The organism is Streptomyces sp. NBC_01450 (assembly GCF_036227505.1).
GTDB lineage: Bacteria > Actinomycetota > Actinomycetes > Streptomycetales > Streptomycetaceae > Streptomyces.
This window is the reverse complement of record NZ_CP109480.1, coordinates 3075769-3100175: the sequence shown is the minus strand read 5'-3', so window position 1 is coordinate 3100175 and position 24407 is coordinate 3075769. Positions and strand designations below refer to the sequence as shown.

Sequence of the window (24407 nt, the reverse complement as noted above, 5' to 3'; positions counted from 1 at the left end):
CCCGCACGACCGCTCACCGGCGGCGGCGCAGCGTGATGGCGACGCCGGCGGTGAGCAGCAGCGCGGCCGCTCCCCCCGCCCCTGCGACGAGGGGGAGCGTGTTGCTGGAGCCGGACGAGGTGTCCGCGGCCGGCGTGAGATGGTCGGGCGCGGTCACCACGGTCGTCGCCGCGCTGCTCTCCGGGGCGGGCGACGGTGACCGGTCGGCGGGGGCAGTGGTCGTCCGCGGGCTCTGCGGAGCCTTCCGGGTGGCCGTGGCTGTCGCACGCGCCGGGGACGAGGTCGTCGGCGCGGCGGCCCCGCCGCCACCGCTCGCGCTCGGGAAGACCACGTCCGAGCACGAGTAGTACGTGTCCGTCGTGCTCGTGTTCTGCCAGATGGTGTACAGCATCTGCCGGCCCGTCCGGTCGGAGGGCAGCGTGGCCTTGATCCGGTAGGCACCGTTCACCAGCGCGGGGTCGGTGGCCGTGGCGAACGGTTTCGTCGGCAGATCGGACCACTTGAGAGGCTTGGTCGGGTCGTACCCGGGCTTGGACAGATACAGCTTGAAGGTTCCCGTGTGCGGAATCGTCGAACTGTAGGAGAGCGTGAAGGTCGCGCCCGGCGTCATCCGCGTCGAGGGCCAGTCGGCGCGGGCCAGGTTCAGTCCCTTGTAGGCGGGCAGGCCACCGCTGCACAGCTGCCCGTCCGGGATCAGTTGGCGGTCCCGGCCGGCCACACCGGCGACCCGGAGGTTGTCCCAGGCGGTGAAGGGTGCGCCGTTCGCCGCGATCGCCGCCTTGCAGGCCGCCGTGCCGATGTTGCTGCCGCCTTCCGGCGAGCACGCCACCACTCGACTGACCGGATCCGTCGGTGCGCCGTGCGCCTGGGCCGGAGCCGCGGCCCACGTCATGAGGAGCAGCGGGGCCGCCACGGCGACAGCGGCCGCGGTGGCGGTGCGGTGTGCGGTCATCCGGTGGGTCTCCTCGCGGGGGTGGGGGCGGCGGGTGCGGCCGTACGGCATCGCGCGCAGACGCGGCCGCACAGTGAAGTACGGGGGCACAGGGCCCCGCGTTCAGATCCGCCGGCCGGGTGAAACCGGGCACTCTCGGCCAACTGGGCTCGCTCGAGGGTCGGTTACCGGCCAGATCGAGGGTTTCCCCTGTATCCGTATTACCTGGACTTTGCCTATCGTTCGGGCACAGCCGACCCACAGGCAACCCCTGACCGGTCGCTCGCGACGTATGGCCGGCCACCGCGCCGCTTCTGGACTGCACCCCCCGCCGCTTCGACGACGAAGCGATTCGACCGCTGCTCCGCCGCGCCTTCCACCGCCCGGAGCCGGCCACGAAAGGCAAGCCCTTGCGTCCCGCCCCCTCACGAGAAGTCCGACGGAAGCTGATATCCGTCGCCGCGGTCTCCGCGGCCCTGCTGGCCGGAACGACCACCACGGTCGCCGCCCAGCCGTCCACCGCGACCGTCACCGACAGGGTGCCGGTCACCCCGGCGGCGCAGACGGCCGCACAGGCCGTCGCCGCTCCCGCCGAGCGCCTCATCGTCGGCTACAAGTCCGGCGCCGCAGAGGCCACGTCCAACTCCGCCGCCTCCGCCGACGCCGAGACCAAGGGCAGGGAAGCGGGCGAAGACCTCGACTTCGCCCGCCGCCTCGGCACCGGCGCGGCCCTCGTCGACCTCGGAGACAGCCTCGGCACGAAGGACGTCGCCGACGTCATCGCGCGGTACCGGTCCGACCCGCAGGTCGCGTACGCCGTGCCGGACCGCCTGAACACGCCGCAGGCCGACCCGAACGACACCGAGTACACCAAGCAGTGGGACCTGTACGAGGCCAAGGCGGGCATGAACGTCCCCGGCGCCTGGTCCACCTCCACCGGCAGCGGGGTGACGGTCGCCGTCATCGACACCGGTTACGTGGCGCACACCGACGTCGCCGCGAACATCGTCGCCGGCTACGACTTCATCTCCGACACGGCGGTCTCCGTCGACGGCGACGGACGCGACGGCAACCCGGCCGACCCGGGCGACCACTACGCGGCGAACGAGTGCGGCTCCGGTATCCCGGCGAGTGACTCCTCCTGGCACGGCACGCACGTGGCGGGCACCATCGCGGCGGTCACCAACAACAACAAGGGCATCGCGGGTATCGCCCACGGCGCGAAGATCTCCCCGCTGCGCGTCCTCGGCAAGTGCGGCGGCTACGACTCCGACATCATCGACGCCATCACCTGGGCCTCCGGCGGCACCGTCTCCGGCGTTCCGGCCAACGCCAACGTCGCCAAGGTCATCAACATGAGCCTCGGCGGCAGCGGCGCCTGCACCTCGGCCACCCAGAGCGCCATCACCGCCGCCGTGAACCGGGGCACCACGGTCGTCGTCGCGGCGGGCAACGACAACGACAACGCCGCGAACTACTCCCCGGCGAGCTGCAACAACGTCGTCACTGTCGCCGCGACCGGCCGCAGCGGCTCCCGGGCCTCCTACTCCAACTACGGCTCGATCGTCGACATCTCCGCCCCCGGCGGCGACATGAGCACGGCCACCGCCAACGGCATCTACTCCACGCTGAACTCCGGTACGAAGACCCCCTCCTCGGAGTCGTACGCGTACTACCAGGGCACCAGCATGGCCACCCCGCACATCGTGGGCCTGGTCGCGCTGATGAGGTCGGCGAACCCCTCGCTCACCCCGGCCCAGATCGAGACGGCCATCAAGAACAACGCCCGTGCCCTGCCCGGCACCTGCTCCGGCGGCTGCGGCGCGGGCCTCGCGGACGCGACGAAGACCGTGCAGGCCGTGGCGAGCGGCGGCGGCTCGACCGGGGGCACCACCTTCTCCAACATCACCGCCCTCTCGATCCCGGACAACGGGGCGGCCGTCGAGTCCTCGATCGTCGTCAGCGGCCGCACCGGCAACGCGCCCTCCGCCCTCCAGGTCGGCGTCGACATCACCCACACCTACCGCGGTGACCTGGTGCTCGACCTGGTCGCCCCGGACGGCTCGACGTACCGCCTGAAGTCCTCCAGCACCTCGGACTCCGCGGACAACGTCGACACCACCTACACGGTCGACGCGTCCAGCGAGACCGCCAACGGCACATGGAAGCTCCGCGTCCAGGACGTGGCCGCCTCGGACACCGGCAAGCTCAACAGCTGGAAACTGACCCTCTGAGCGCGGCCCACGGGGGGAGGGGCGGCCCACGCGCGGCGTGGGCCGCCCCTTTCGGCTCAGCCGGTAACGTGAGCCACATGCCTGAACCCGCCGACGCGCCCGTGATCCTCAGCGACGAGCCGGGCTCGTTCCCCTGGAGCGTGCTGGCCGAGCGGCATCCGGCCCTCATCCGGAAGGTGCGGGACGCCTTCCCCTACGGCCCCGAGCAGCACCGAGCGCTCGACGCCCTGCTGAAGAACGCCACCGAGGGAGTCGTCGAACCGCTCGGCGAGCGGGCCGCGGACCGTGAACAGTGGGAGCGGTGGGGCGCCGCGGAGTACCTCGGCCGCTCCTGGTTCGATGTGCCCTTCCTCTGGTCCGAAAGCTACTTCTACCGCCAACTCCTCGAAGCCGTCGGCTACTTCACTCCCGGTGCCTGGAAGGGCATCGACCCCTTCCGCCCTTTCAAACTCGCGGAACTCGACACCCCGGAGGCGGACGAGGAACTCGCCGCGCTCGACCCGCTCACCGAGCGGCCGGTCGAGGAGCGTGAGGAGGCGCTGCTGCACGGCTCGCTGTGGGGCAACCGTGCGGACCTCGGGTTCCGCCTCGTGACCGCAGCGGGGGAAACAGCCGTGGATGCACAACTGGTCGTCGACGAAGGCGAGTCGCTGCGGTCCCTGTTCGCCGACGGCACCCTCTGCCTGGTCGCGGACAACTCGGGCCGGGAACTCATCCCCGATCTGCTCCTGATCGACCACCTGCTCCACCACCGCCGCGTCGGCCGCGCGCTCTTGCAGGTGAAGCCGCACCCGTACTACGTCTCCGACGCCACGACCGCCGACGTGGTCGACGCCCTGCGCCACCTCACCAGCGCGAAGGGGGCGGCGGGCGAGTCCGGCCACCGGCTGTGGGCGGCCATGACCGACGGGCGCCTCACCGTCCGGGCCCACCCCTTCTCCTGCGCCCCGCTGCCGTACGCCGACATGCCCGACGACCTCCGCCGGGACTTCGCCGAGGCCGACGTCACCCTCATGAAGGGCGACCTGAACTACCGCCGTCTGGTCGGCGACCGGCTCTACCCCGCCGACACGCCCTTCGCCGAGCCCACCGCGTACTTCCCGGGCCCGGTCGCCGCGCTGCGCACCCTCAAGTCCGATGTGATCGTGGGCCTGGACTCCCGTACGGAGGCCGCCCTCGACGCGGCCGAGGGCCGGCGCTGGCGTACGAGCGGCACGCATGCGCTGATCCAGGTGCGGGTCTGATGGTCAAGCGGCCTCCAGGGGCAGCGACTTGATCCCGTTGATGAAGTTCGAGACGAGGCGTCGGGCAGGCCCGGCCGTGCGCAGTACCGGCAGGGCCCGCAACGCCTCCTCGTACAGCACACGCAGCTGAAGACGGGCGAAGTGGGCGCCGAGACAGACGTGCGGGCCGTCGCCGAAGGAGACATGGGGGTTGGGGGAGCGCGTCAGGTCGAGCCGGTCCGGATCGCTGAAGACCCGCTCGTCGTGGTTGGCCGAGGCGTGGAAGACGACCACCTTGTCGCCCGCGCGGATGCGCTGCCCGGCCAGCTCGGTGTCCAGGGTCGCCGTACGGCGGAAGCTGAGCACCGGCGGATGCAGCCGCAGCAACTCTTCCACCGCTGGGCCGAGTTCGCTGCCCCCGGTACGCAGAGTGGCGTAGGCGTCCGGGTGGTGAGCGAGTGTCAGGATTCCACCGGGCGCCGCGCTGCGCACGGTGTCGTTCCCCGCGACCGTGAGGAGGAAGAAGAACATCTCCAGCTCGGCGGCGGTCAGTTCGGGGTCGGCGGCGAGGGTGGTCATGACGTCGTCGCTCGGATGGTTCTTCTTGTAGAGGGCCAGTTGGTGCGCGTAGGCGAACATGTCCCGCAGCATCGCCGGGGAGCGTGGATCGACCGGGCGGCCGTGCGCGTCGAGCACGGGCTCGCCCGCCTCGTCGGGGTCCTGGTAGCCGATGACGCGCTGGGTCCAGCGCAGCAGCAGGCCCCGGTCGCGCTCCGGAACGCCGAGCAGGTCGGCGAGGTTGAGCAGGGCGTACTCGTCGGTGACGGTGGCGACGAGATCGAAGACGCCGTCGCCCGCGCGGGCCTGTGCCACCGCGTTCCCGAGCAGGTCCCGGGCCCGGGCGCGCACGGCCGACGCGAAGTGCTCGACACGGCGAGGAGTGAAGGCACGGCTGACCAGCCTCCGCAACCTGCCGTGGTCCGGGGGATCCTGATTGAGTATCATGCGGCGGATGAAGGGCAGGTCGTCCGGGTCGGGATCGCGGATCTGGGTCGCTCCGAGACACGAGGAGTACGTCGCCGAGTCCTTCAGCACCCGGACCACGTCGGCGTGCCGGGTCACCGCCCAGAAGCCGGGCCCGGCCGGCCAGCCCAGCACCTCGGACTCGTCCTGCCAGGCCACGGGGTGATGGTCGCGCAGGGTGCGGTAGGCGGCGTACGGGACCCCGTCGGCGTACCGCCGGGGGTCGAAGACGTCGGGGACGGGCGGGGCACTCTCGCGTACGCTCACGCCGGCTCGTCCTCCCGCTCGCTCGCGCCCACACCCTCGTCGCGGCCCGTATCCACGTCCACCTCCTCGCCGCCGCCCCGGCCCGCGTCCTGCGAGCGCAGGAAGGCCTCCACGACGCGGATCAGGTCCAGCGGGCTCTCGTCCATCGCGTAATGACCTGCCCCGGGCAGCTCGAACAGCTCCGCGTCCGGGTACCAGCACATCCAGGTCTCCCGCATGAGACCGGCGGACAGCGCGGGATCCAGCGCCCCGGTCACCGCGAGCGCGGGCACCGTCGCGCCCTCGACCTCGGTGTGGAAGTCGTCGCCGGCCCAGGAGTCCAGATAGGCGCGGAACGCCTTGGCGTCGCTGAGCTCCAGCGAGCGCGCCACCATCCGGTCGAGCCACGCGGCGGGCAGCCGGCCGCCGGTCGTGAAGTCGATGATGGCCCGCCGGTTCCCGGGCTTGTGCGCGGCGTCCGCGAACAGCTCCCACTGGTCGGCGGGCAGCGGCAGCCCGGACGCGGGCACCGGTGAGATCCCGACGAGTCGACGCAGCCGGTCCGGCGCGAGCGCCAGCAGGCGCTGGGCGACGGCGGCGCCCATCGAGTGGCCGACCACCGAGAACCGCTCCCAGCCGAGCCGGTCCGCCAGCTCGACCACGTCGGCGGCGGCCTCGGCGGTGGTGTACGCGCCGACCGCGTCCCTCGCCTCCCCGTAGCCGCGCAGATCGACCAGCGCGTACTGGAACGCGGCGCGGTCGAGATCCGGGACCACCGCCGCGTAGGCGGACCGGTCGGCGAACCAGCCGTGCATGGCGATCACCTTGTGGGCGCCGTCGCCGTGCACTTCATGGGGAAGGACGAAGGAGGTCATGCGACCACGGTGGCCCGACGGGCGCGGGTCGGCAAGAGCGCGCGTCGGAGCGCCCTCCGGGCCCGTGCCGTTGACGGGAAAAGGGGTAAATTCACGCGATGGTGTGATCATGTCCCACCCTGCGGATGTCCCCGGAGGGCCCTGGGTAGGGCCCGGCCATGACGCAGCCGTTCGAACTCCCGCACTTCTACATGCCGTATCCCGCGCGGCTGAACCCGCACCTCGACGAGGCGCGCGCCCACACGGTCGAATGGGCCCGCGGGATGGGCATGTTGGAGGGCTCCGGCATCTGGGAACAGTCCGACCTCGACGCGCACGACTACGGACTGCTCTGTGCGTACACCCACCCCGACTGCGACGGCCCGGCACTCTCCCTCATCACCGACTGGTACGTATGGGTCTTCTTCTTCGACGACCACTTCCTGGAGACCTTCAAACGCACCCAGGACCGCGACGGCGGCAAGGCCTACCTGGACCGGCTGCCCCTGTTCATGCCGCTGGACCTCTCGACCCCCGTACCGGAGCCGGAGAACCCGGTCGAGGCGGGGCTCGCCGACCTCTGGGCGCGCACGGTGCCGGCGATGTCGGTGGACTGGCGGGCGCGGTTCGCGGTGTCCACGGAGCACCTGCTCAACGAGTCGATGTGGGAGCTCTCCAACATCAACGAGGGGCGGATCGCCAACCCCGTCGAGTACATCGAGATGCGCCGCAAGGTGGGCGGCGCCCCCTGGTCGGCGGGGCTCGTGGAGTACGCGACCGCAGAGGTGCCCGCCTCCGTCGCGAGGACGCGGCCGCTGCGGGTGCTGATGGAGACGTTCTCCGACGGGGTCCATCTGCGCAACGACCTGTTCTCCTACCAGCGCGAGGTCGAGGAGGAGGGCGAGCTCAGCAACGGCATCCTCGTCCTGGAGACCTTCTTCGACTGCACCACCCAGGAGGCCGCCGAGACCGTCAACGACATCCTCACCTCACGCCTGCACCAGTTCGAGCACACGGCCCTCACCGAAGTGCCCGCGATCGCCGCGGAGAAGGGGCTCACCCCGGACCAGGTCGCCGCCGTCGCCGCCTACACCCAGGGGCTCCAGGACTGGCAGTCGGGCGGCCACGAGTGGCATCTGCGCTCCAGCCGCTACATGAACGAGGGCGCGGTGGAGGGCAACCGGCCCCCTGGCCTCGCCGGGTTCGGTACGTCCGCCGTCGACATCGGCGCCCTGCTCTCCGCGGCCGGGGCGGAGCGGCTGCGCCGCTACACCCATGTCCCATACCAGAAGGTCGGCCCCTCCCTGCTCCCCGACTTCCACATGCCCTTCGCACTCGAACTCAGCCCTCACCTGGACGGCGCCCGCGACCGCCTCACCGGCTGGATGTACGAGCAGGGCATGCTCCAGGAGGGCGTCTGGGACGAGGACAAGCTGGCGGCGTACGACCTTCCGCTGTGCGCCGCGGGCATCCACCCGGACGCGACCGAGGAGGCCCTCGACCTCGGCTCGCAGTGGCTGGCCTGGGGGACGTACGGCGACGACTACTACCCGCTGGTCTTCGGGCACCGCCGCGACCTGGCGGCGGCCAAGCTGACCACCGACCGTCTCTCGGCCTGCATGCCCGTCGACGGCGAGCCGACCCCGGTCCCGGCCAACGGCATGGAGCACGGCCTCCTCGACCTGTGGCGACGCACGACGGCGAAGATGACACCGGACGAGCGGCGCAAGCTGCGCGGCGACGTGGACAAGATGACGGAGAGCTGGGTGTGGGAGCTGTCGAACCAGCTCCAGCACCGCATCCCCGACCCCATCGACTACCTGGAGATGCGCCGCGCCACCTTCGGCTCCGACCTCACCCTGAACCTCTGCCGCCTGGGCCACGGACCCAAGGTCCCGCCCGAGGTCTATCTGAGCGGTCCCGTCCGGTCGTTGGAGAACGCCGCCATCGACTACGGGATGCTGATCAACGACGTCTTCTCATACCAGAAGGAGATCGAGTACGAGGGCGAGGTCCACAACGCGATCCTCGTCGTGCAGAACTTCTTCGGCTGCGACTACCCGACCGGTCTCGGCATCATCCACGACCTGATGACCCAGCGGATGCGGCAGTTCCAGCACGTCGCCGCCAACGAACTGCCCCTCCTGTACGAGGACTTCAAGCTCCCACAGGAGGTGCGCGGGATCATGGACGGCTATGTGGCGCAACTCGAGAACTGGCTGTCCGGAATCCTGAAGTGGCACCAGGACTGCCACCGTTACGGCGCCGAGGACCTGGCCCGCCGCGCCCACGGCTTCGTACCGGACCGGGCCCCCGCGGTGCCGTTGCCCGCGGCGGAGGTCGTGCCGGCGCTCAGCCCGCGGCTGGAAGCCGAAGCCGCACCGGAACCCACTCCGCGGACCGCGGAAGGCGCCGCTGCGTCGTTCACCCTGCCCAAGGGGGTGGGAGCGGCCGTGGAGTTCGGCCTGCCGAGGGCGGAGGCGGTGCCTGTTCCGCACTGATGCCCCTACGGGCGTCGGCATCGGTGTCCGCAGGGGCGCCCGTACGGACGCCCGTACCGGCGTCCGCGCCGATGTCCGTCGCCCCGGCGAGGCTCCGCTCCACACTCGTCCTCGCCGGCCGTCCCGGAGAGCCCCACGAGGAGCTCTCCGGCGGCCTCGGCGACCGGTACCGCGACGTCGGCCCAGCTCCCGGAGCGACGACACGGCCGTGACCGGCTCGCGCCCGCTTCGGCAAAAGGGCAGGATGCTGCCCGTAGCCCCTGGGAAAACTCCGGACAAGCGGAGGCATGGATGACCGTCACGCCCGCGCCCTTCACCGCCGGTGACTACGAGGCCCGTATGCGGCGCGCGGCCGAGGCCGCCGCGGACGCGGGGCTCGACGGCGTCCTGATCGCCCCCGGGCCCGATCTGGTGTGGCTGACCGGCTACCGGCCCGGGGAGACCGAGCGGCTCACCCTGCTGGTACTCAGGGCCGGACAGGAGCCCGTGCTGGTCGTGCCGACCCTGGAGGCCCCGGACGCGGCAGCGGCGGCCCCCATGCTGACCCTGCGCGACTGGACCGACGGCAAGGACCCTTACGAGGCGGCCGCGTCCCTGGTCAGGAGCGACGGACGCTTCGGCGTCAGCGACAACGCCTGGGCCATGCATCTGCTCGGGCTCCAGCAGCGGCTGCCGGACACGCGTTACGTGGCCCTCACCGTGGCCCTGCCGATGCTGCGGGCGGTCAAGGACGCGGCGGAGGTGGAGCGGTTGGCGGAGGCCGGGGCGGCCGCGGACGCCGCGTACGAGGAGATCCGGAAAGTGCCCTTCGCGGGGCGCAGGGAGGCCGAGGTCGCCGCGGACCTCGCCGACCTGCTGCGGCACTTCGGACACTCCCAGGTCGACTTCACCATCGTCGCCTCGGGCCCGAACGGGGCCAACCCGCACCACGAGGCCGGTCAGCGTGTCATCGAGCGCGGTGACATGGTCGTCCTCGACTTCGGCGGCCTCAAGCACGGCTACGGCTCCGACACCTCCCGCACGGTCCACGTCGGCGATCCGGACATCGAGGAGCGCCGGGTGCACGACGTCGTGCGCGCGGCCCAGGAGGCGGGCGTCGCCGCGGTCCGGCCGGGGGCCGCCTGCCAGGACGTCGACCGGGCGGCCCGCGCCGTCATCACCGAGGCGGGATACGGCGAGTACTTCATCCACCGCACCGGGCACGGCATCGGCGTCACCACCCACGAACCGCCCTACATGATCGAGGGCGAGGAACTGCCCCTCGTGCCCGGGATGTGCTTCTCCGTGGAGCCCGGCATCTATCTGCCCGGCCGCTTCGGAGTGCGCATCGAGGACATCGTGACGGTGACCGAGGAGGGTGGATGGCGCCTCAACACCACGTCCCGCGAGATGGCGATCGTCGACTGACCGGCCACCAGGAGTACTCCCCAGGGCCTCCCGGCAGTCCAAGGCCCCCGACGGCAACGGCGCGACCATGACCCAGGTACCGACACCGACCGCGGACACCGTCCGCCGACTGGTGCGTTCGCTGCCGGCCGCCGGTGAGGCGGCGGGCGCGGGCCCCGACGTCCGGCCCGTCACCGAGGGCGGTGAGCACTTCACCTGGTGGGTCGGCACCCGCCATGTGCTGCGGCTCGCCCCGGACGGCGAGGCCGCCGTGCGCCGGCGCCGCGAGCTGCGGCTGCGTGACCTGGTCCGCCCGCTCGTCGGGGTCGCGGTGCCGACGAGCGTCGCGCACGGCGACTGGACGGCCGGGCTGACCTACACCCTCGACACCCGGCTGCCCGGCCGCTCCGGCGAGGTGCAGCACGTCTCCGCGGTCGGGGAGGCGGACCTCGCCGGCCTGCTCACGGGGCTGCGCGAGGTGTCCGTACGGCAGGCCGAGGCGCTCGGGGTGCCACGGGCCGCGCCACGCTCCCTGGAGGAGCTGCGGACGGCCGCGGAAGGGGCCGCCGAGCGGCTCGCCGCCGCCGACGAGTTCGACCCCGGACGCCTCGCCCAGCTCACCCCGCCCGCCGCCGGCCAGCTCGCCGCGCAGACCGCGGCCGCCGTCCTCGTCCACCACGACCTCAAGGGCGAACACCTGGTGGTGAGCGCCGACGGGCGGGTGCGCGGCGTCCTGGGCTGGACCGACGCGGTCCTCGGGGACCCCGCCGAGGACATCGCCGGGCTCGCGATCGCCGTCGGCGCCCCCGGCGCCGTACGCGCCGCCACCCTCGCCGGCTATGGCGCCCGCCCCTGTCTGCGCGGCCTGTGGCTGTCCCGGTGCGACACGGTGATCCGCCTCGCCGAGCGTCTGCAGGGGCGCGCCGAGGGTCCGCTCCCGCTGCTGCGGACCCAACTGGGCCGCGCCTGGGAGCCGATCCTCCTCGAACGGGTCACGGAACTGCCGGGCGAGGACTGAGCCCGGCAGCGTGAGGCCGCCCGGCGTTCACGTCTGTGTCAGCACCACACACGACTCGCCGGGCACGCTCAACAACCCGTCCGCGTCCGGCGCCCCGACCGGTTCCCACGCGGCCAGCACCCGTGCGTGGCGCAGGCCCAGCGGGATCGTGGCGGCCTCCTTGCCGAGGTTCACCGCCACCCGTACGTCTCCGCGCCGCAGTGTCAGCCAGCGGGCCTGGTCGTCGTAGGCGACCTTGACGGCGGCGAGGTCGGGGTCCGCGAGGTCGGGCTGGCGGTGGCGCAGGTCGATCAGCTCGCGGTACCAGGCCAGCACACGCGCGTGGAGTGCCTTTTCGGGCTCCGACCAGTCCAGGCAGGAACGGTCGCGGGTCGCCGGGTCCTGCGGATCGGGGACGTCCTCCTCGGCCCAGCCGTGCGCCGCGAACTCCCGGCGCCTGCCCCGCCGTACGGCCTCGGCGAGCTCGGGATCGGTGTGGTCGGTGAAGAACTGCCAAGGGGTGCCCGCCGCCCACTCCTCGCCCATGAACAGCATCGGCGTGAAGGGCCCGGTGAGCGTCAGCGCGGCCGCGCAGGCCAGCAGCCCGGGGGAGAGGGACGCCGACAGCCGGTCCCCCTGGGCGCGGTTGCCGATCTGGTCGTGGGTCTGGGAGTAGCCCAGGAGCCGGTGCGCCGAGACGCGCGTACGGTCCAGGGGGCGGCCGTGGCGGCGACCCCGGAAGCTCGAGTACGTGCCGTCGTGGAAGAAGCCGGACGTCAGCGTCTTCGCGAGCGTCGCGAACGGGGCCCGTGCGAAGTCCGCGTAGTAGCCCTGCTTCTCACCGGTCAGCGCGGTGTGCAGCGCGTGGTGGAAGTCGTCGTTCCACTGCGCGTGCAGCCCGAGACCGCCCTCCACGCGCGGAGTGACGAGCCGCGGGTCGTTCAGATCCGACTCCGCGATCAGGAACAGCGGCCGGCCCAGATCGTCGGCGAGGGCGTCCACGGCCGTCGACAGCTCCTCCAGGAAGTGCGTCGCGCGCGTGTCCCGCAACGCGTGCACCGCGTCCAGCCGCAGCCCGTCCAGCCGGTAGTCCCGCAGCCAGGCCAGCGCGCTGCCCACGAGATACGTGCGCACCTCGTCCGAACCCGGTGCGTCCAGGTTCACGGCCGAGCCCCAGGGCGTCTGATGGGTGTCCGTGAAGTACGGCCCGAACGCGGGCAGATGGTTGCCGGACGGGCCGAGGTGGTTGTGCACGACGTCGAGGACCACACCCAGACCGAGGTCGTGCGCCCGGTCGACGAAATGCTTCAGCGCCTCCGGGCCGCCGTACGGCTCGTGCACGGCCCACAGGCAGACGCCCTCGTACCCCCAGCCGTGCCGGCCGGGGAACGGGCACAGCGGCATCAACTCGACGTGCGTGACGCCCAGTTCCGCGAGGTGTTCGAGCCGCTCGGCCGCCGCGTCCAGCGTTCCTTCAGGGGTGTACGTCCCCACGTGCAGCTCGTACAGGACCGCGCCCGGCAGCGGTCGCCCCGCCCACTCGGTGTGCCACGCGTACTGAGCCTGGTCGACCACCGCGCTCAGCCCGTCCGGGCCGTCCGGCTGCCGCCGCGAGCGGGGATCGGGCAGCACGGGGCCGTCGTCCACCGCGAACCCGTACCGCGTGCCGTCCTGCGCGTCCGCGTCGCCCGTCCACCATCCGGCGCGCTCCGGGTCGCGCTCCAGCGCGCGCGTGGCGCCCGCGCAGTGGAGCGTCATCCGGTCGGCCTGCGGTGCCCACACCTCGAACCGCACAGACGGTTCCCCCTTGTCCGCTCTCCGTTGTCCGCTGTCTGTTGCCCGCTCTTCGTGACAGAGCGCGACGTGAGTGACGCAGCATGTCGTGACGTAGCACGTCCATGGTGCTTCACGCGAGATCAATTCGCTTTCGAATCCACCCTTTTGCCGCATGTTTGCCACGTGATGGACGCGTGGAACCCACCTGTCGGCGGCAGCGGCCGTTTCCGGGTCTTCTGGACACCCCGCTCCTACTGACCGACAATCACCTCCGTGACGTCGTCTTTCGAGTTCCACACGTACCCCGCGCGGTTGTCCGACGCGGAGCGCGACCGGGCGCTGAAGGCGCTCAGTGACGGCGTCGCCCTCGGGCGCCTCTCGCACGACACGTTCGTCCGCCGGATGGAACTGGCGCTCGCCGCCCGCCGCTCCGACGAACTCGCCGTGCTCATCGCCGACCTGCCCACCGAGGGGCGCTGGTCGAAAATGGTGTTCGGCACCGTCGAGGCGGTCTCCGGCTTCACCGTACGGCTGCGCAGAGCCTGGCAGGCCGAGCGGCTCCCCAAGCTGCTGCTGCCCCACCCGGGCAACAACTACCCGCTGCGGATCGGCCGCGACCCCGCGAGCGGACTGCGGCTCAACCACGAGACGGTCTCCCGCGTCCACGCCGAACTGAGCCGCCAGGGCGGCCTGTGGGTGCTGCGCGACCTCGGCTCGACCAACGGGACGACCGTCAACGGGCGGCGGGTGATCAGCGCCGCCGTCGTCAAGGAGGGCGACCAGATCAGCTTCGGACGCATGTCCTTCCGCCTCTCGTCCTCCTGAGCGACCGACCCGCACCCGCGTGAGCCTTGGCCCCGGTTTCACTCACCGATTTCCTCAAATTCCCTTACGGCCGACAGTGTTGACGTACCCCCACAGCCGTGACTGACTGTGCGTACACCATGCACATCAGGTGAACCGACGGCACCACATTTGTGGAGGTGCGCCCTGCCGCCACTCCTCCGCTACCCGACCGTGGACGAGCTGGGCGCCCGTGCGGCCGCGCTCGTCGCCCGCCGGCCGCACGACGTCCGACTGCGCCGCGTGGGCACGTCACGGGCGGGCACCCCGCTGTGGCTGCTGTCCGTCGGGCACGGCGGCCGCCAGGCCCTCGTCGTCGCCGGACCCCACGCCAACGAGCCCGTGGGCGGCGCCACGGTCCTGCGCCTGGCCGAACGGGTGCTCGCGGACCCCCGGCTCTGCGAGGGCGCCGACGCCACCTGGAACCTGCTGCTCTGCCTCGACCCCGACGGCGCCCGCCGCAACGAGGCCTGGCTGTCCGGGCCGTACGACCTCGGCCACTACTTCCGGAATTTCTTTCGCCCCGGCTTCCTGGAACAGCCCGAGTGGCTGCCCGAGGGCGCGGCCGGCGCCACCCTCCCCGAGACCCGCGCCCTCCTCGACCTCCAGGACGAACTGCGGCCGGTCTTCCAGTGCTCCCTGCACGGCGTCGACGTCGGCGGCGCCTTCGTCGAGCTGACCCGCGAGCTGCCCGGGCTCGCCCAACGCGTCGCCCACACCGCGGCCCGCCTCGGCATCCCGCGTGAACTCGGGCCCTACGACACCCTGTACTGGCCGAGGCTCGGCCCCGCCGTCTACCGCATCCCGCCGCCGCACCCCGGCGACCTGGCCGCCGCGATCACCGAGGCCGCCGTCGAGTCCACCTGGTTCCATCCGCACCGCTACGGCACCGTCACCGCCGTCGTCGAGGCCCCCATGTGGGGCGTGGCGGCCGTGGAGGACACCGGCCGGCCCGCCGACGCCGACGCCGTGCTGCGCTCCGTCAGCCACACGCTGCGCCACGACACGCGGCTCCTGGAGGGCATCCTCGGGCGGATCCGCCCCGGCCTCGACACCTCCCCGGACGCGGCCCGTCTCCTCGCGCCCGTGGACGACTATTTACTCGTCGGTCCCGGCCTCGCCGACTCCTGGGACCCCGATGTGCAGGACACCGGGGAGCGCCGCCTGCCACCGCTCGACACCGCCCGCCTGACGGCCCTGCGCCTCGCCGGCCGCCGGGTCGCCCTGCGCACGGCCGGGCTGCTGCACCAGCTCGTGACCGGTTCCGGGCACGACCCGAGCGGCGCGCTGCCGGAGCTCGACCGGCTGATCGACGCGTGGTGCGCCGACTACCGCGACGGCTGCGGGGCGCGCTGGATCCCGGTCGCCCGCCAGGTCGAGTACCAGGCACGGGTGGTGATCGCCGCGTTCGAACTCGCCGGGCGGTACGCGCCCGTGCGCTCCCATTCGAGTGAGACGGGGTGGGGTTCGCAGGCCGCGCTGCCGATGCACCGGGAATGACGAGAAAAACCCACGCGGTACGCAACGCTCTCCTCGCGACAGCCGCCCTGCTCACCCTGGGCGCGACCCCGGCCCAGGCGGCGCCCCAGGAGGCGTTCCCCGGCAACTGGCTCTACCTCACCCTCACCACCGGCGACGCCCACTCGAGCAGTATCCGCGGCACGCTCCTGCTCTGCGACCCGCCCCAGGGCCACTCCCACGCGGCCGAGGCCTGCGCCGAACTCGCCACCACCGGGGGCGACATCTCCCGGATCCCACCCAAACTCGACACCATCTGTTCCATGATCTACGGCCCGGTCACCGCCGTCGCGCGCGGGGAGTGGGGAGGGCGGCAGGTGACGTACTCGCACACGTTCTCGAACTCGTGTGTGATGGGGGCTGAGACGGGGGCGGTGTTCGCGATGTCGGGCTGAGGTGGCGTCGGGTGACAGATGACGAAATCCGTCATCTGATATCCGTCATCTGATATCTGTCATCCGTTGTCTGGTATCTGACATCTGACTTCTGGCAGACGTAAGACGTCAGACCGCGCCGTCCCGCGCATGCCGCGCCGCCGCGACCACCGTGCGGGACTGGTGCTCGACCTGGTGCTCCAGGGGGACCCAGCGGGCCCGGAAGCGTTCGGCGAAGGCGTCGCTCCAGGCGGCGACCAGGCGTTCGAGGTGCGGCGCCGCCCGGTCGTCGGCCTCCTGGAGGACCCGCAGCAGCATCGCGGCAGCGCGCAAAGGGAGGCGGCGCCCGAACGCGTCGACACTGCCGACGTACGCCATCGTCGGGTCGGGAGGCGGCGTCCGCACCCAGTCGTCGGCCAGGCCCGGCACCAGTTCCAGCGCCCACTTCGCGGCGCGCAGGAGCGGCCCGTCGGGACCGGGGAGCCTCGGCAGGACCTCCGCGAGCACCGTCTCCACCTGGAGCGCGTCGCGCAGCAGCCGGTGTGCCAGGCGCCGCATCGCCGCGTCCGGCGCGGGATGCGGCGCCGGGTCGTCCACGAGGTCGCTGGCCCACATCGGCACCTCGACGACCGCGGTCAGACCGCCGTACCGGTGGGTGTGGTACCAGGTGCTGTGCCGGGCGTCGTCGGGCATGCTCGGGTACGCGGCGTCCGAGCCCGGTGCCGGCATCACATGCACCCCGGGTCCGGAGGCGGGCCAGCCTGCGGCGTCCGACGCGCCCGTCTCCACGGGGATGTGCAGTTCCGCCGCGGACTTGGCGAAGGGTTCGGCGAGGCCCGGGATGTCCTTGGTCAGCTGTACCCAGCTGCCGCCGAGGTCGGTGCCGTGCAGGGTCACCTGAAGGTAGGGCCGCAGCTCGTCGATGACCCGGGTGAGGGCGCGGGTCTCCGGGGGCAGCCGGTCGGGCGGCAGGACGGAGGGCGACCACTCGGGCTGCTCGGGGCCGGCCGGACGGAAGAACCCGAGGTGGTAGTCGAACAGGGTGCGCGGCGCCGGCGTCACATGGAGGCTCGCGCCGTCCGGATCCGCGCAGAGCAGGAAGTGCCAGGAGGTGTCGGCCCGCAACTCCCGTTCGTGCAGTACACGTTCGGCCAGGGCCTGGAGCGTCGAGCCGCCGGTCGGCTCGTTCGCGTGGGCGCCCGCCACGACGAGGACCGCGCGTTCGGCGTGACCGATGGACAGCAGGTGAAGGGGTCTTCCCGCGCGCGAGACGCCGATCTGTCTGAGGGCGCACAGCCCGGGACGGTGAGCCGCCAACGCCCGGGCGGACGAGACGATTTCGGTCACACTGGGGTAGCGCAACTCCGGCAGGAGACTCACCCCCGACTTGTCCGCCCTGCGTCGCTTTCCGCAGTACTCCACGGTCTGGGGGAACTGTCAAGGAGAGGGCGCTCGGCACCCCGGGGCGCCGGGTGGCACTGATCTCCGGCAGGGCGGGTGGGCGGCGCCGAACGAGGCGTGCGCGACGCCGCTCGCGCCCCGTCCAAGGGTCTGGACCGACCTCGGGAGCCCCCGGTGTCACCCGTACGGGCGTACGAGGACTGCGGTACGGGGGCCGTGATGGTCGGCTGGGGACAACCGCGTGCCGCCCACGGCGCGCAGACCCGACGTGGGAGGCCCGCGGTGTTGTGTCCTCACGGCCTTCCCGTCGAAGGCGCGTCGCTCGCGCCCAACACTCCCAACCTTCCCATCGCTACGGTCGCTCCGGTCACGTCCATCGCTCCGGTCGCGCCGTTCGCGACCCCGACACGACCGCCCGTCGTGCGACGGCTGTCCGACCCCCCGAGCCTGCTCACCCCCGGCATCGAACGCGATCCGTACCCCCTGTACCGCACCCTGCGCGAGAAGCTCCCGCTCGTGTACGACCGGCCGTTCGGCGCCTGGCTGGTCAGCCGGTACGCCGATGTGCGCGCCGCCCTCGCCGACCCCCGGCTCGTCGCCCCGCCGCCCGGACGCACCCTGGCCCATCTGGAGGGCGGCACGCACAGCGCGCACCGGGCACTCGTCTCACCGGCGTTCCGCGGACACGCCCTGACCGCGCTGACCGCCGGGGTCGAGCGGACGGCGTACGTCCTCGCCCGCCGTCTCGCCGGCCGCCAAGAAGCCGACCTCGTCGCCGAGTTCTGCCACTGGCTGCCCACGGCGGCGGCCGTCGCCGCACTCGGGCTGCCCTACGAGGACACCGCGCGGGTGCACTCCTGGTGCCGCACCGGCCTCGACCACCTCGGCGGGCACCACGCCGAGCTCGACGCCTTCCTGCGCCCGTACATCGCCCGCCGCCGCGCCCGCCCGGGCGACGACCTGCTCTCCGCGCTGTGTACGGCGCGGGCGGACGGGCGCCCGCTGTCGGACGAGGCCGTGGCCGGGATCGCCGGGACGCTCCTAGGCGCGGGCGGCGAGGCGACCGCGCACGCGCTGGCGTCGTTCCTCGCCAACCTCCTCGACCACCCCGGCCAGCTGGCGCTGGTCCGCGCCCGCCCCGAGCTGACGGCCGGGGCCTGGGCCGAGTCGCTGCGCCGCGATCCCCCGCTGCACATCGTGCTGCGCCGGGCCGTCGAGCCGGTCGGCGCGGTACCCGTGGGCGCCACCGTGGCGTGTCTGCTGGGCGCCGCGGGACGCGACCCGGCCCGGTTCGCCGACCCGGACCGCTACGACGTCTTCCGCCCCGACCCCGGGCAGCTCGCGTACGGCTCCGGACGGCACTTCTGCCCCGGCGCGCTGCTCGCCCGGCTCACCGCGGAACACGGCCTGCACGCCCTGCTCGCCGCCCTCCCGGAGCTGCGCAGGTCCCCGGGTTTCCGCCCCGTCGCGGACGGCCTGCTCAGCCGCTCGCCCCGGAGCCTGTTGGTCCGCCCGCGCTGACCCGCTCCAGCAGGACCACCGGCAACCGCTCGAAAAGCTCCGCCACACGCGTGTGCCCGGTGAACTCCCGCTCCGGAGCGAGCACGTCCGTCCACCGCCCCTCCGGGAGGGCGAGCCGGGTGTCGCGCCAGCCGCCCGCCTGAGCCAGGCGCAGCGAGAGCCGCGTGACGGCGGAAATCACCTTCCCGGAGCGGACGAACGCCGTGCAGTGCGCGGCGCCCGGACCCTCCGCCGTCAGCGGTGTGTATGTCGCCGCGTCGCCGAAGACCTCGGGGCGCCGCCCGCGCAGCCGCAGCGCCGCCGTCGTGAGCGTGGCCTTCGCCGACGCCTGCTCCAGGGGCACGAACGGCTCCCGGTTGTCCGGGTCGACCAGCGCCAGATACTCGCCCTCGGTGCCCTGGTAGACGTCGGGCACCCCGGGCATCGTCAGCTGGACCAGAGCGGCCCCCACGACGTTCGCCCCGACGTGCGGGGCGAGCAAGGCCCGGAAGTCCGCCACACGCCGCCCGGGCGGCCCGCAGGGGCCCGCCGCGACGAAGGCCGCCACCGACTCCTCGTAGGCGGGGTTCCGCTCGGTCCAGGAGGTGTGCAGCCCGGCCTCCCGGACGTGCTTGAGCAGTGCCCCCCGGACACGTTCCGCGTCGGCCGGGCCCAGCCCGAACACCGTCTGCCACGCGGCCCACGCCAGCTGGGGGTCGGGTACGCCCGTCGCCCCCTCGCGGGTCACCTCGGCCAGCACGTCCGCCCACCGCTCGGGGCACTGGCTGAGCACCGAGAGGGCGGCACGGACGTCGGCGCTGCGTTTGGTGTCGTGGGTCGACAGGGCGGTGCCGGTGGCGGGCCAGTCGCGCTGCACGCGCGCGCAGTAGGCGTGGAAGTCCTCCGGGGACACGGCCGGAGCGCCCGGGTTCCCGCCCACCTCGTTGGCCGACAGCAGGGGCACATAGCGGTAGAACGCGGTGTCCTCCACGGACTTCGCCCGCAGCGCGGACGAGGTCTGCGCGAACCGGGCCCGGAACTCCGCGTGCTCGGGCCCGTCGCCCGCCCGCCCGAGCAGCAGGTCCCGTACGACGTCCACGGCGTGCGCCTCCTCCGGCACCGTGAAGACCGCCCGGGCTTCTTCGGCGGCCTCCTCGGTCACGACCAGGGAGGCGTCCGTGGACGGGTACGGCCGGTACACCTCGACGCGCACGAGGAGCTCCCGCAGTGCGGTGGCCAGGGCCCAGGGGGCGTGATCGCGCGGCTCCGGGTCGGGGGAGGCGGCGCACAGCCGGTTCGCCACGCGCGTGAGGCGGTCGAACTCCGTGGCCAGCTCGTGCGTGATCACCTTGTACGCCGCCCGGCGCACCGTCGCCTCCCAGCGGCCGCCCCGATCGGCCTGGGGGGCCGCGAACCGCCGGTACTGGCCGAGGAGTTCCCCCGCGCCCGCCGGGTCCGTGAAGAGGCCGTCGACGTGCCGCAGGGCGTCGTAGCCCGTGGTGCCCGCGACGGGCCAGGCGGCGGGCAGCGGCTCGCCGTCCGCGAGGATCTTCTCGACCACCGTCCAGCGCCCGCCGGTCGCCTCGTGGAGGCGGCGCAGATAGGCGTCCGGGTCCGCCAGGCCGTCCGGATGGTCGATGCGCAGTCCGTCGACCACACCCTCGTCCAGCAGCTCCAGGAGCTTCGCGTGGGTCGCCGTGAAGACCTCCGGGTCCTCGACACGTACCCCGATGAGCTCCGAAATGCTGAAGAAGCGGCGGTAGTTGAGGTCGGTGCGGGCCAGCCGCCACCAGGCCGGGCGGTACCACTGCGCGTCGAGGAGCTCCGGCAGCGGCAGCCCCGCGGTGCCCTCGCGCAGCGGAAACACGTGGTCGTAGTAGCGCAGCACGTCGCCGTCCGCCTTCAGCCGGCCGATCTCCGCGCCGAGCCGGCCCCCGAGCACCGGCAGCAGCAGCCGGCCGCCCCCGGCGTCCCAGTCGATGTCGAACCAGCGCGCGTACGGCGATCCGGGGCCCTCGCGCAGCACCTCCCACAGGGCGTGGTTGTGGCGCGGGGCCATCGCCATGTGGTTCGGCACGATGTCCACGACCAGGCCGAGCCCGTGCTCCCGCGCCGTGCGGGCCAGGGAGCGCAGCCCCTCCTCGCCGCCCAGTTCGCCCCGTACGCGTGCGTGGTCCACCACGTCGTAGCCGTGCGTCGAACCCGGGACCGCCTCCAGGACGGGGGACAGGTGCAGATGGGAGACGCCGAGCGAGGCCAGGTACGGCACGGCGGCCTCGGCGGCCCCGAAGGGGAACTCCGGCTGCAGCTGCAGCCGGTAGGTGGCGGTGGGTGCGGCGGGTACCACCGGGGCCGGGATCTCCCGTTCGGGACGCTCAGGTGTCATGGCAACCTACGTACCCGCCTCGCCCTCTTTCGTGTCATCGGCGTACGCCTGAATGACCGGCTACGCGGGCCGTTGCAGCACGGTCAGGCTCCGGTCGAGCAGGGTCAGCCGGTCGCCGGCCTGGACCTTCGCGCCCGTGCCCGCCGTCACCCCCTCCGGGAGGGCCGTGTCGACGACCACCTGCCACTGTCGCCCGTGGTTGACCGGAACCACGAACTCCAGGGGCCTGGGCGAGGCGTTGAACATCAGCAGGAAGGAGTCGTCGGCGATGCGCTCACCGCGCGGGCCCGGCTCGGAGATCGCGTTGCCGTTGAGGAAGACCGACAGGGCCTGCGCCTGCGTGGACCCCCAGTCGCGCTGGGTCATCTCGGTGCCCGCCGGGGTGAACCACGCGATGTCGGACAGCTCGTCGTGGGTGCCCTGGACGGGACGGCCGTGGAAGAAGCGGCGCCGCCGGAAGACCGGGTGGTCGCGGCGCAGCCACACCATCGCGCGGGTGAAGTCCAGCAGCTCGCCGTCGTCCTCGGGCCACGGCACCCAGGCCAGCTCGCTGTCCTGGCAGTAGGCGTTGTTGTTGCCGTTCTGGGTGCGCGCGAACTCGTCGCCGTGGCTGAGCATCGGCACGCCCTGGGAGAGCATCAGCGTCGCGATGAAGTTGCGCTTCTGACGGGCCCGCAGCGCGAGTACGTCCTCGTCGTCGGTGTCGCCCTCGGCGCCGCTGTTCCAGGACCGGTTGTGGCTCTCGCCGTCGCGGTTGTCCTCGCCGTTGGCCTGGTTGTGCTTGTTGTTGTACGAGACGAGGTCGTTGAGCGTGAATCCGTCGTGGCAGGTCACGAAGTTGATGGAGGCGAGCGGACGGCGGCCGTCGTCCTGGTAGAGGTCCGAGGAGCCGGTCAGCCGGGAGGCGAACTCCGCCAGCGTGCGCGGCTCGCCGCGCCACAGGTCTCGTACGGTGTCGCGGTACTTGCCGTTCCACTCGGTCCACAGCGGTGGGAAGTTGCCCACCTGGTAGCCGCCCTCGCCGACGTCCCAGGGCTCGGCGATCAGCTTCACCTGGGAGACCACCGGATCCTGCTGCACCAGGTCGAAGAACGACGACAGCCGGTCCACCTCGTGGAACTGGCGGGCCAGCGTGGCCGCGAGGTCGAAGCGGAATCCGTCGACGTGCATCTCGGTGACCCAGTAGCGCAGCGAGTCCATGATCAGCTGGAGCACGTGCGGGGAGCGCATGAGGAGAGAGTTGCCGGTCCCCGTGGTGTCCATGTAGTAGCGGGGGTCGTCCGCGAGGCGGTAGTACGAGGCGTTGTCGAGGCCCCGGAAGGACAGCGTCGGGCCGAGATGGTTGCCCTCGGCGGTGTGGTTGTAGACCACGTCCAGGATGACCTCGATCCCGGCCTCGTGCAGCGCCCGGACCGCCGATTTGAACTCCAGGACCTGCTGGCCGCGGTCGCCCCAGGACGCGTAGGTGTTGTGCGGGGCGAAGAAACCGATCGTGTTGTAGCCCCAGTAGTTGTTGAGGCCCATCTCCACCAGCCGGTGGTCGTTCACGAACTGGTGTACGGGCATCAGCTCCAGCGCCGTGACACCCAGCTCCGTGAGGTGTTCGATGATCGCCGGGTGGGCGAGCGCCGCGTAGGTGCCGCGCAGTTCCTCGGGCAGGGCCGGATGCCGCATCGTCAGGCCCTTCACATGGGCCTCGTAGATCACCGTGTGGTGGTACTCGGTGCGCGGTCGCCGGTCGTCACCCCAGTCGAAGTAGGGGTTGACCACGACCGAGGTCATGGTGTGCGGCGCCGAGTCCAGGTCGTTGCGCTTGTCGGGCGCCCCGAACGGATAGCCGTACACCTCCTCGCCCCACTTGACCGAGCCGCTGATCGCACGCGCGTACGGATCGAGCAGAAGCTTCGCGGAGTTGACGCGCTGTCCGCGCTCGGGTGCGTACCGCCCGTGCACCCGGAACCCGTACCGCTGTCCGGGCATGATCCCCGGCAGGTACGCGTGCCGAACGAACGCGTCGCTCTCGCGCAGTTCCACCGCCGTCTCCGAGCCGTCGTCCTGCAGCAGACACAGCTCGATCCGGTCGGCGGCCTCCGAGAAGACCGCGAAATTGGTACCGGCGCCGTCGTACGTGGCACCGAGTGGATACGCCTCTCCAGGCCAGACCTGCATGGATATGACTCTTCCAGTAGTGCCGCGCCCCTGGGGGCAACTCGGAGTCGAGTCTCCCCGAAAGTGAGGGAACCTCATATGACTTGTGTCCCTCTTACCCGCTGACCAGGCATACGTCGTATGCCGAACCAGTGGGGCTCAGATCACTCCTGGAGAAACAGAGGGAGTAGGGGGAAAAGTGCGCAAGACAGTGCACCGCCATCTGGGAAAGGTGGTGGCGGGTGCGGCCGTCGCGGTGGCCGGGACGGCCGTGATGGTCGGGATCACCCTTCCGGGCTCGGCGGGTGCCGATGAGAGCTCGGGCGGCCTGCGCGGTGGCAACCAGGCCGCGTCGCAGGCGGGACAAGGACAGGGGCAGGCGGTCGTCGAGCCCGGTGTCGTCGAGCGGGCCCCGGCCGAGGGTGACAAGGGCACCGGCCGTGACCCGCTGACCGACGACGAGACCAAGCGGGTCGAACAGCTCGCGCTGAACCGGCAGTTGCTCGCCTCCGGTGAGAACGTCGAGGGTCAGCGCGGCCCGCAGCGCATCGGTGTCGACCTCGCCGACCCGGAGGAGAACGAACTCGACGACCCGAACGCGCCGCGCCGCGCGGACGTCACGTTCTACGACTACAAGGACGACACGCTCGTCACCAAGACGGTCAATCTCGACAGCGGGAAGGTCGAGCGGACGGACACCCAGCACGGTGTCCAGCCGCCCATCAGCCGCGACGAGATGGTCGAGGCCGCGAAACTGCTGATCGCCGACCCGCTCGGCGCGGGACTGCGAGCCGACTACAAGGACGCCACCGGCAAGGAACTCACCTCGCCCGACCAGCTGACACTGAACAGCATGGTCTACCGGGCGACCTCGGGCGCCCAGCCCGCTCTCCTCGGGAAGTGCGGCGAGCACCGCTGCGTGAGGCTGTTCCCGAAGGTCAAGAACGGGTCCTGGATCGACGCCCGTGAACTGGTGATCGATCTGAGCGCCCGCAAGGTCGGCAAGCTCGGCTGAGCCGCGACCGACGCGCTCCGGGCGGCTGAGCCGCCTCCGTTCACCTTTCCA

Annotated in this window: 17 protein-coding genes; 10 read left to right on the top strand and 7 right to left on the bottom strand. The window is 72.1% G+C overall.

Annotation, left to right across the window (positions count from 1 at the left end):
• Nucleotides 1-13 precede the first annotated feature (13 nt).
• Nucleotides 14-952 carry a lytic polysaccharide monooxygenase gene (locus tag OG568_RS13985; RefSeq protein ID WP_329531767.1) on the bottom strand — a complete coding sequence of 313 codons (939 nt, stop codon included), beginning with the start codon at nucleotides 950-952 and terminating at the stop codon, nucleotides 14-16.
• Between the two features lie 389 nt (nucleotides 953-1341).
• Here OG568_RS13985 and OG568_RS13980 point away from each other — a divergent pair, with 389 nt between their 5' ends.
• Both OG568_RS13980 and OG568_RS13975 read left to right on the top strand, forming a co-directional pair.
• Nucleotides 1342-3165: a S8 family peptidase gene (locus tag OG568_RS13980; protein ID WP_329531766.1), complete on the top strand. Its 1824-nt coding sequence runs from the start codon at nucleotides 1342-1344 to the stop codon at nucleotides 3163-3165.
• A 77-nt stretch (nucleotides 3166-3242) separates the two neighbouring features.
• Nucleotides 3243-4409 carry a damage-control phosphatase ARMT1 family protein gene (locus tag OG568_RS13975; RefSeq protein ID WP_329531765.1) on the top strand — a complete coding sequence of 389 codons (1167 nt, stop codon included), beginning with the start codon at nucleotides 3243-3245 and terminating at the stop codon, nucleotides 4407-4409.
• 3 nt (nucleotides 4410-4412) lie between these two features.
• Here the strand turns inward: OG568_RS13975 and OG568_RS13970 are convergent, their stop codons facing one another.
• Nucleotides 4413-5678, bottom strand: coding sequence for a cytochrome P450 (locus OG568_RS13970; protein WP_329531764.1), 1266 nt, complete (start codon nucleotides 5676-5678; stop codon nucleotides 4413-4415).
• Nucleotides 5675-6532 (bottom strand): alpha/beta fold hydrolase, encoded by an 858-nt coding sequence (locus OG568_RS13965; RefSeq protein WP_329531763.1) that lies wholly within the window; start codon nucleotides 6530-6532, stop codon nucleotides 5675-5677. Before OG568_RS13965 ends, OG568_RS13970 begins: the two co-directional genes overlap by 4 nt.
• 158 nt (nucleotides 6533-6690) lie before the next feature.
• Here OG568_RS13965 and cyc2 point away from each other — a divergent pair, with 158 nt between their 5' ends.
• The 3 genes from cyc2 (at nucleotide 6691) to OG568_RS13950 (ending at nucleotide 11416) form a co-directional block, all read left to right on the top strand.
• The gene (gene cyc2 / locus OG568_RS13960; RefSeq protein WP_329531762.1) at nucleotides 6691-9012 is read left to right on the top strand and encodes a germacradienol/geosmin synthase Cyc2; all 2322 of its coding nucleotides are present in this window, start codon (nucleotides 6691-6693) and stop codon (nucleotides 9010-9012) included.
• A 291-nt stretch (nucleotides 9013-9303) separates the two neighbouring features.
• Nucleotides 9304-10419, top strand: coding sequence for an aminopeptidase P family protein (locus tag OG568_RS13955; protein WP_329531761.1), 1116 nt, complete (start codon nucleotides 9304-9306; stop codon nucleotides 10417-10419).
• 67 nt (nucleotides 10420-10486) lie between these two features.
• Nucleotides 10487-11416 (top strand): aminoglycoside phosphotransferase family protein, encoded by a 930-nt coding sequence (locus OG568_RS13950; RefSeq protein WP_329531760.1) that lies wholly within the window; start codon nucleotides 10487-10489, stop codon nucleotides 11414-11416.
• 27 nt (nucleotides 11417-11443) lie between these two features.
• Here OG568_RS13950 and treZ read toward each other — a convergent pair whose 3' ends face one another.
• The gene (gene treZ / locus OG568_RS13945; protein ID WP_329531759.1) at nucleotides 11444-13189 is read right to left on the bottom strand and encodes a malto-oligosyltrehalose trehalohydrolase; all 1746 of its coding nucleotides are present in this window, start codon (nucleotides 13187-13189) and stop codon (nucleotides 11444-11446) included.
• Between the two features lie 255 nt (nucleotides 13190-13444).
• Between treZ and OG568_RS13940 the strand changes: the two genes are divergently transcribed.
• The 3 genes from OG568_RS13940 (at nucleotide 13445) to OG568_RS13930 (ending at nucleotide 15927) form a co-directional block, all read left to right on the top strand.
• A complete protein-coding gene (locus tag OG568_RS13940) occupies nucleotides 13445-13996 on the top strand; it encodes a DUF1707 and FHA domain-containing protein (protein ID WP_266586838.1) in 552 nt (183 codons plus the stop codon).
• A gap of 150 nt (nucleotides 13997-14146) precedes the next feature.
• On the top strand, nucleotides 14147-15514 hold the full coding sequence (locus OG568_RS13935) for a M14 family zinc carboxypeptidase (RefSeq protein ID WP_329531758.1): 1368 nt from the start codon (nucleotides 14147-14149) through the stop codon (nucleotides 15512-15514).
• Nucleotides 15511-15927, top strand: a complete 417-nt coding sequence (locus OG568_RS13930; protein ID WP_329531757.1) for an SSI family serine proteinase inhibitor — start codon at nucleotides 15511-15513, stop codon at nucleotides 15925-15927. Before OG568_RS13935 ends, OG568_RS13930 begins: the two co-directional genes overlap by 4 nt.
• Before the next feature lie 108 nt (nucleotides 15928-16035).
• Here the strand turns inward: OG568_RS13930 and OG568_RS13925 are convergent, their stop codons facing one another.
• Nucleotides 16036-17286: a M14 family zinc carboxypeptidase gene (locus tag OG568_RS13925; protein ID WP_329531756.1), complete on the bottom strand. Its 1251-nt coding sequence runs from the start codon at nucleotides 17284-17286 to the stop codon at nucleotides 16036-16038.
• 441 nt (nucleotides 17287-17727) lie between these two features.
• On the opposite strand from OG568_RS13925, the gene OG568_RS13920 reads away from it, so the two are divergent.
• Nucleotides 17728-18828 carry a cytochrome P450 gene (locus OG568_RS13920; RefSeq protein WP_329531755.1) on the top strand — a complete coding sequence of 367 codons (1101 nt, stop codon included), beginning with the start codon at nucleotides 17728-17730 and terminating at the stop codon, nucleotides 18826-18828.
• Here the strand turns inward: OG568_RS13920 and treY are convergent.
• Together treY and glgX are read right to left on the bottom strand one after the other, a co-directional pair.
• Entirely contained in the window at nucleotides 18788-21193 is a 2406-nt protein-coding gene (gene treY / locus OG568_RS13915; protein ID WP_329531754.1) for a malto-oligosyltrehalose synthase, read from the bottom strand. The genes OG568_RS13920 and treY overlap by 41 nt on opposite strands.
• A gap of 60 nt (nucleotides 21194-21253) precedes the next feature.
• A complete protein-coding gene (gene glgX, locus OG568_RS13910; RefSeq protein ID WP_329531753.1) occupies nucleotides 21254-23362 on the bottom strand; it encodes a glycogen debranching protein GlgX in 2109 nt (702 codons plus the stop codon).
• A 178-nt stretch (nucleotides 23363-23540) separates the two neighbouring features.
• Here glgX and OG568_RS13905 point away from each other — a divergent pair, with 178 nt between their 5' ends.
• The gene (locus OG568_RS13905) at nucleotides 23541-24356 is read left to right on the top strand and encodes a Tat pathway signal sequence domain protein (protein WP_329531752.1); all 816 of its coding nucleotides are present in this window, start codon (nucleotides 23541-23543) and stop codon (nucleotides 24354-24356) included.
• Nucleotides 24357-24407: the final 51 nt, after the last annotated feature.

Bases quoted from the DNA above. Each gene is read 5' to 3' on its own strand.
- OG568_RS13975 (WP_329531765.1), top strand. From the start codon at position 3,243: ATGCCTGAACCCGCCGACGCGCCCGTGATCCTCAGCGACGAGCCGGGC.
- glgX (WP_329531753.1), bottom strand. From the start codon at position 23,362: ATGCAGGTCTGGCCTGGAGAGGCGTATCCACTCGGTGCCACGTACGAC.
- OG568_RS13985 (WP_329531767.1), bottom strand. From the start codon at position 952: ATGACCGCACACCGCACCGCCACCGCGGCCGCTGTCGCCGTGGCGGCC.
- cyc2 (WP_329531762.1), top strand. From the start codon at position 6,691: ATGACGCAGCCGTTCGAACTCCCGCACTTCTACATGCCGTATCCCGCG.
- OG568_RS13950 (WP_329531760.1), top strand. From the start codon at position 10,487: ATGACCCAGGTACCGACACCGACCGCGGACACCGTCCGCCGACTGGTG.
- treY (WP_329531754.1), bottom strand. From the start codon at position 21,193: ATGACACCTGAGCGTCCCGAACGGGAGATCCCGGCCCCGGTGGTACCC.
- OG568_RS13930 (WP_329531757.1), top strand. From the start codon at position 15,511: ATGACGAGAAAAACCCACGCGGTACGCAACGCTCTCCTCGCGACAGCC.
- OG568_RS13965 (WP_329531763.1), bottom strand. From the start codon at position 6,532: ATGACCTCCTTCGTCCTTCCCCATGAAGTGCACGGCGACGGCGCCCAC.
- OG568_RS13955 (WP_329531761.1), top strand. From the start codon at position 9,304: ATGACCGTCACGCCCGCGCCCTTCACCGCCGGTGACTACGAGGCCCGT.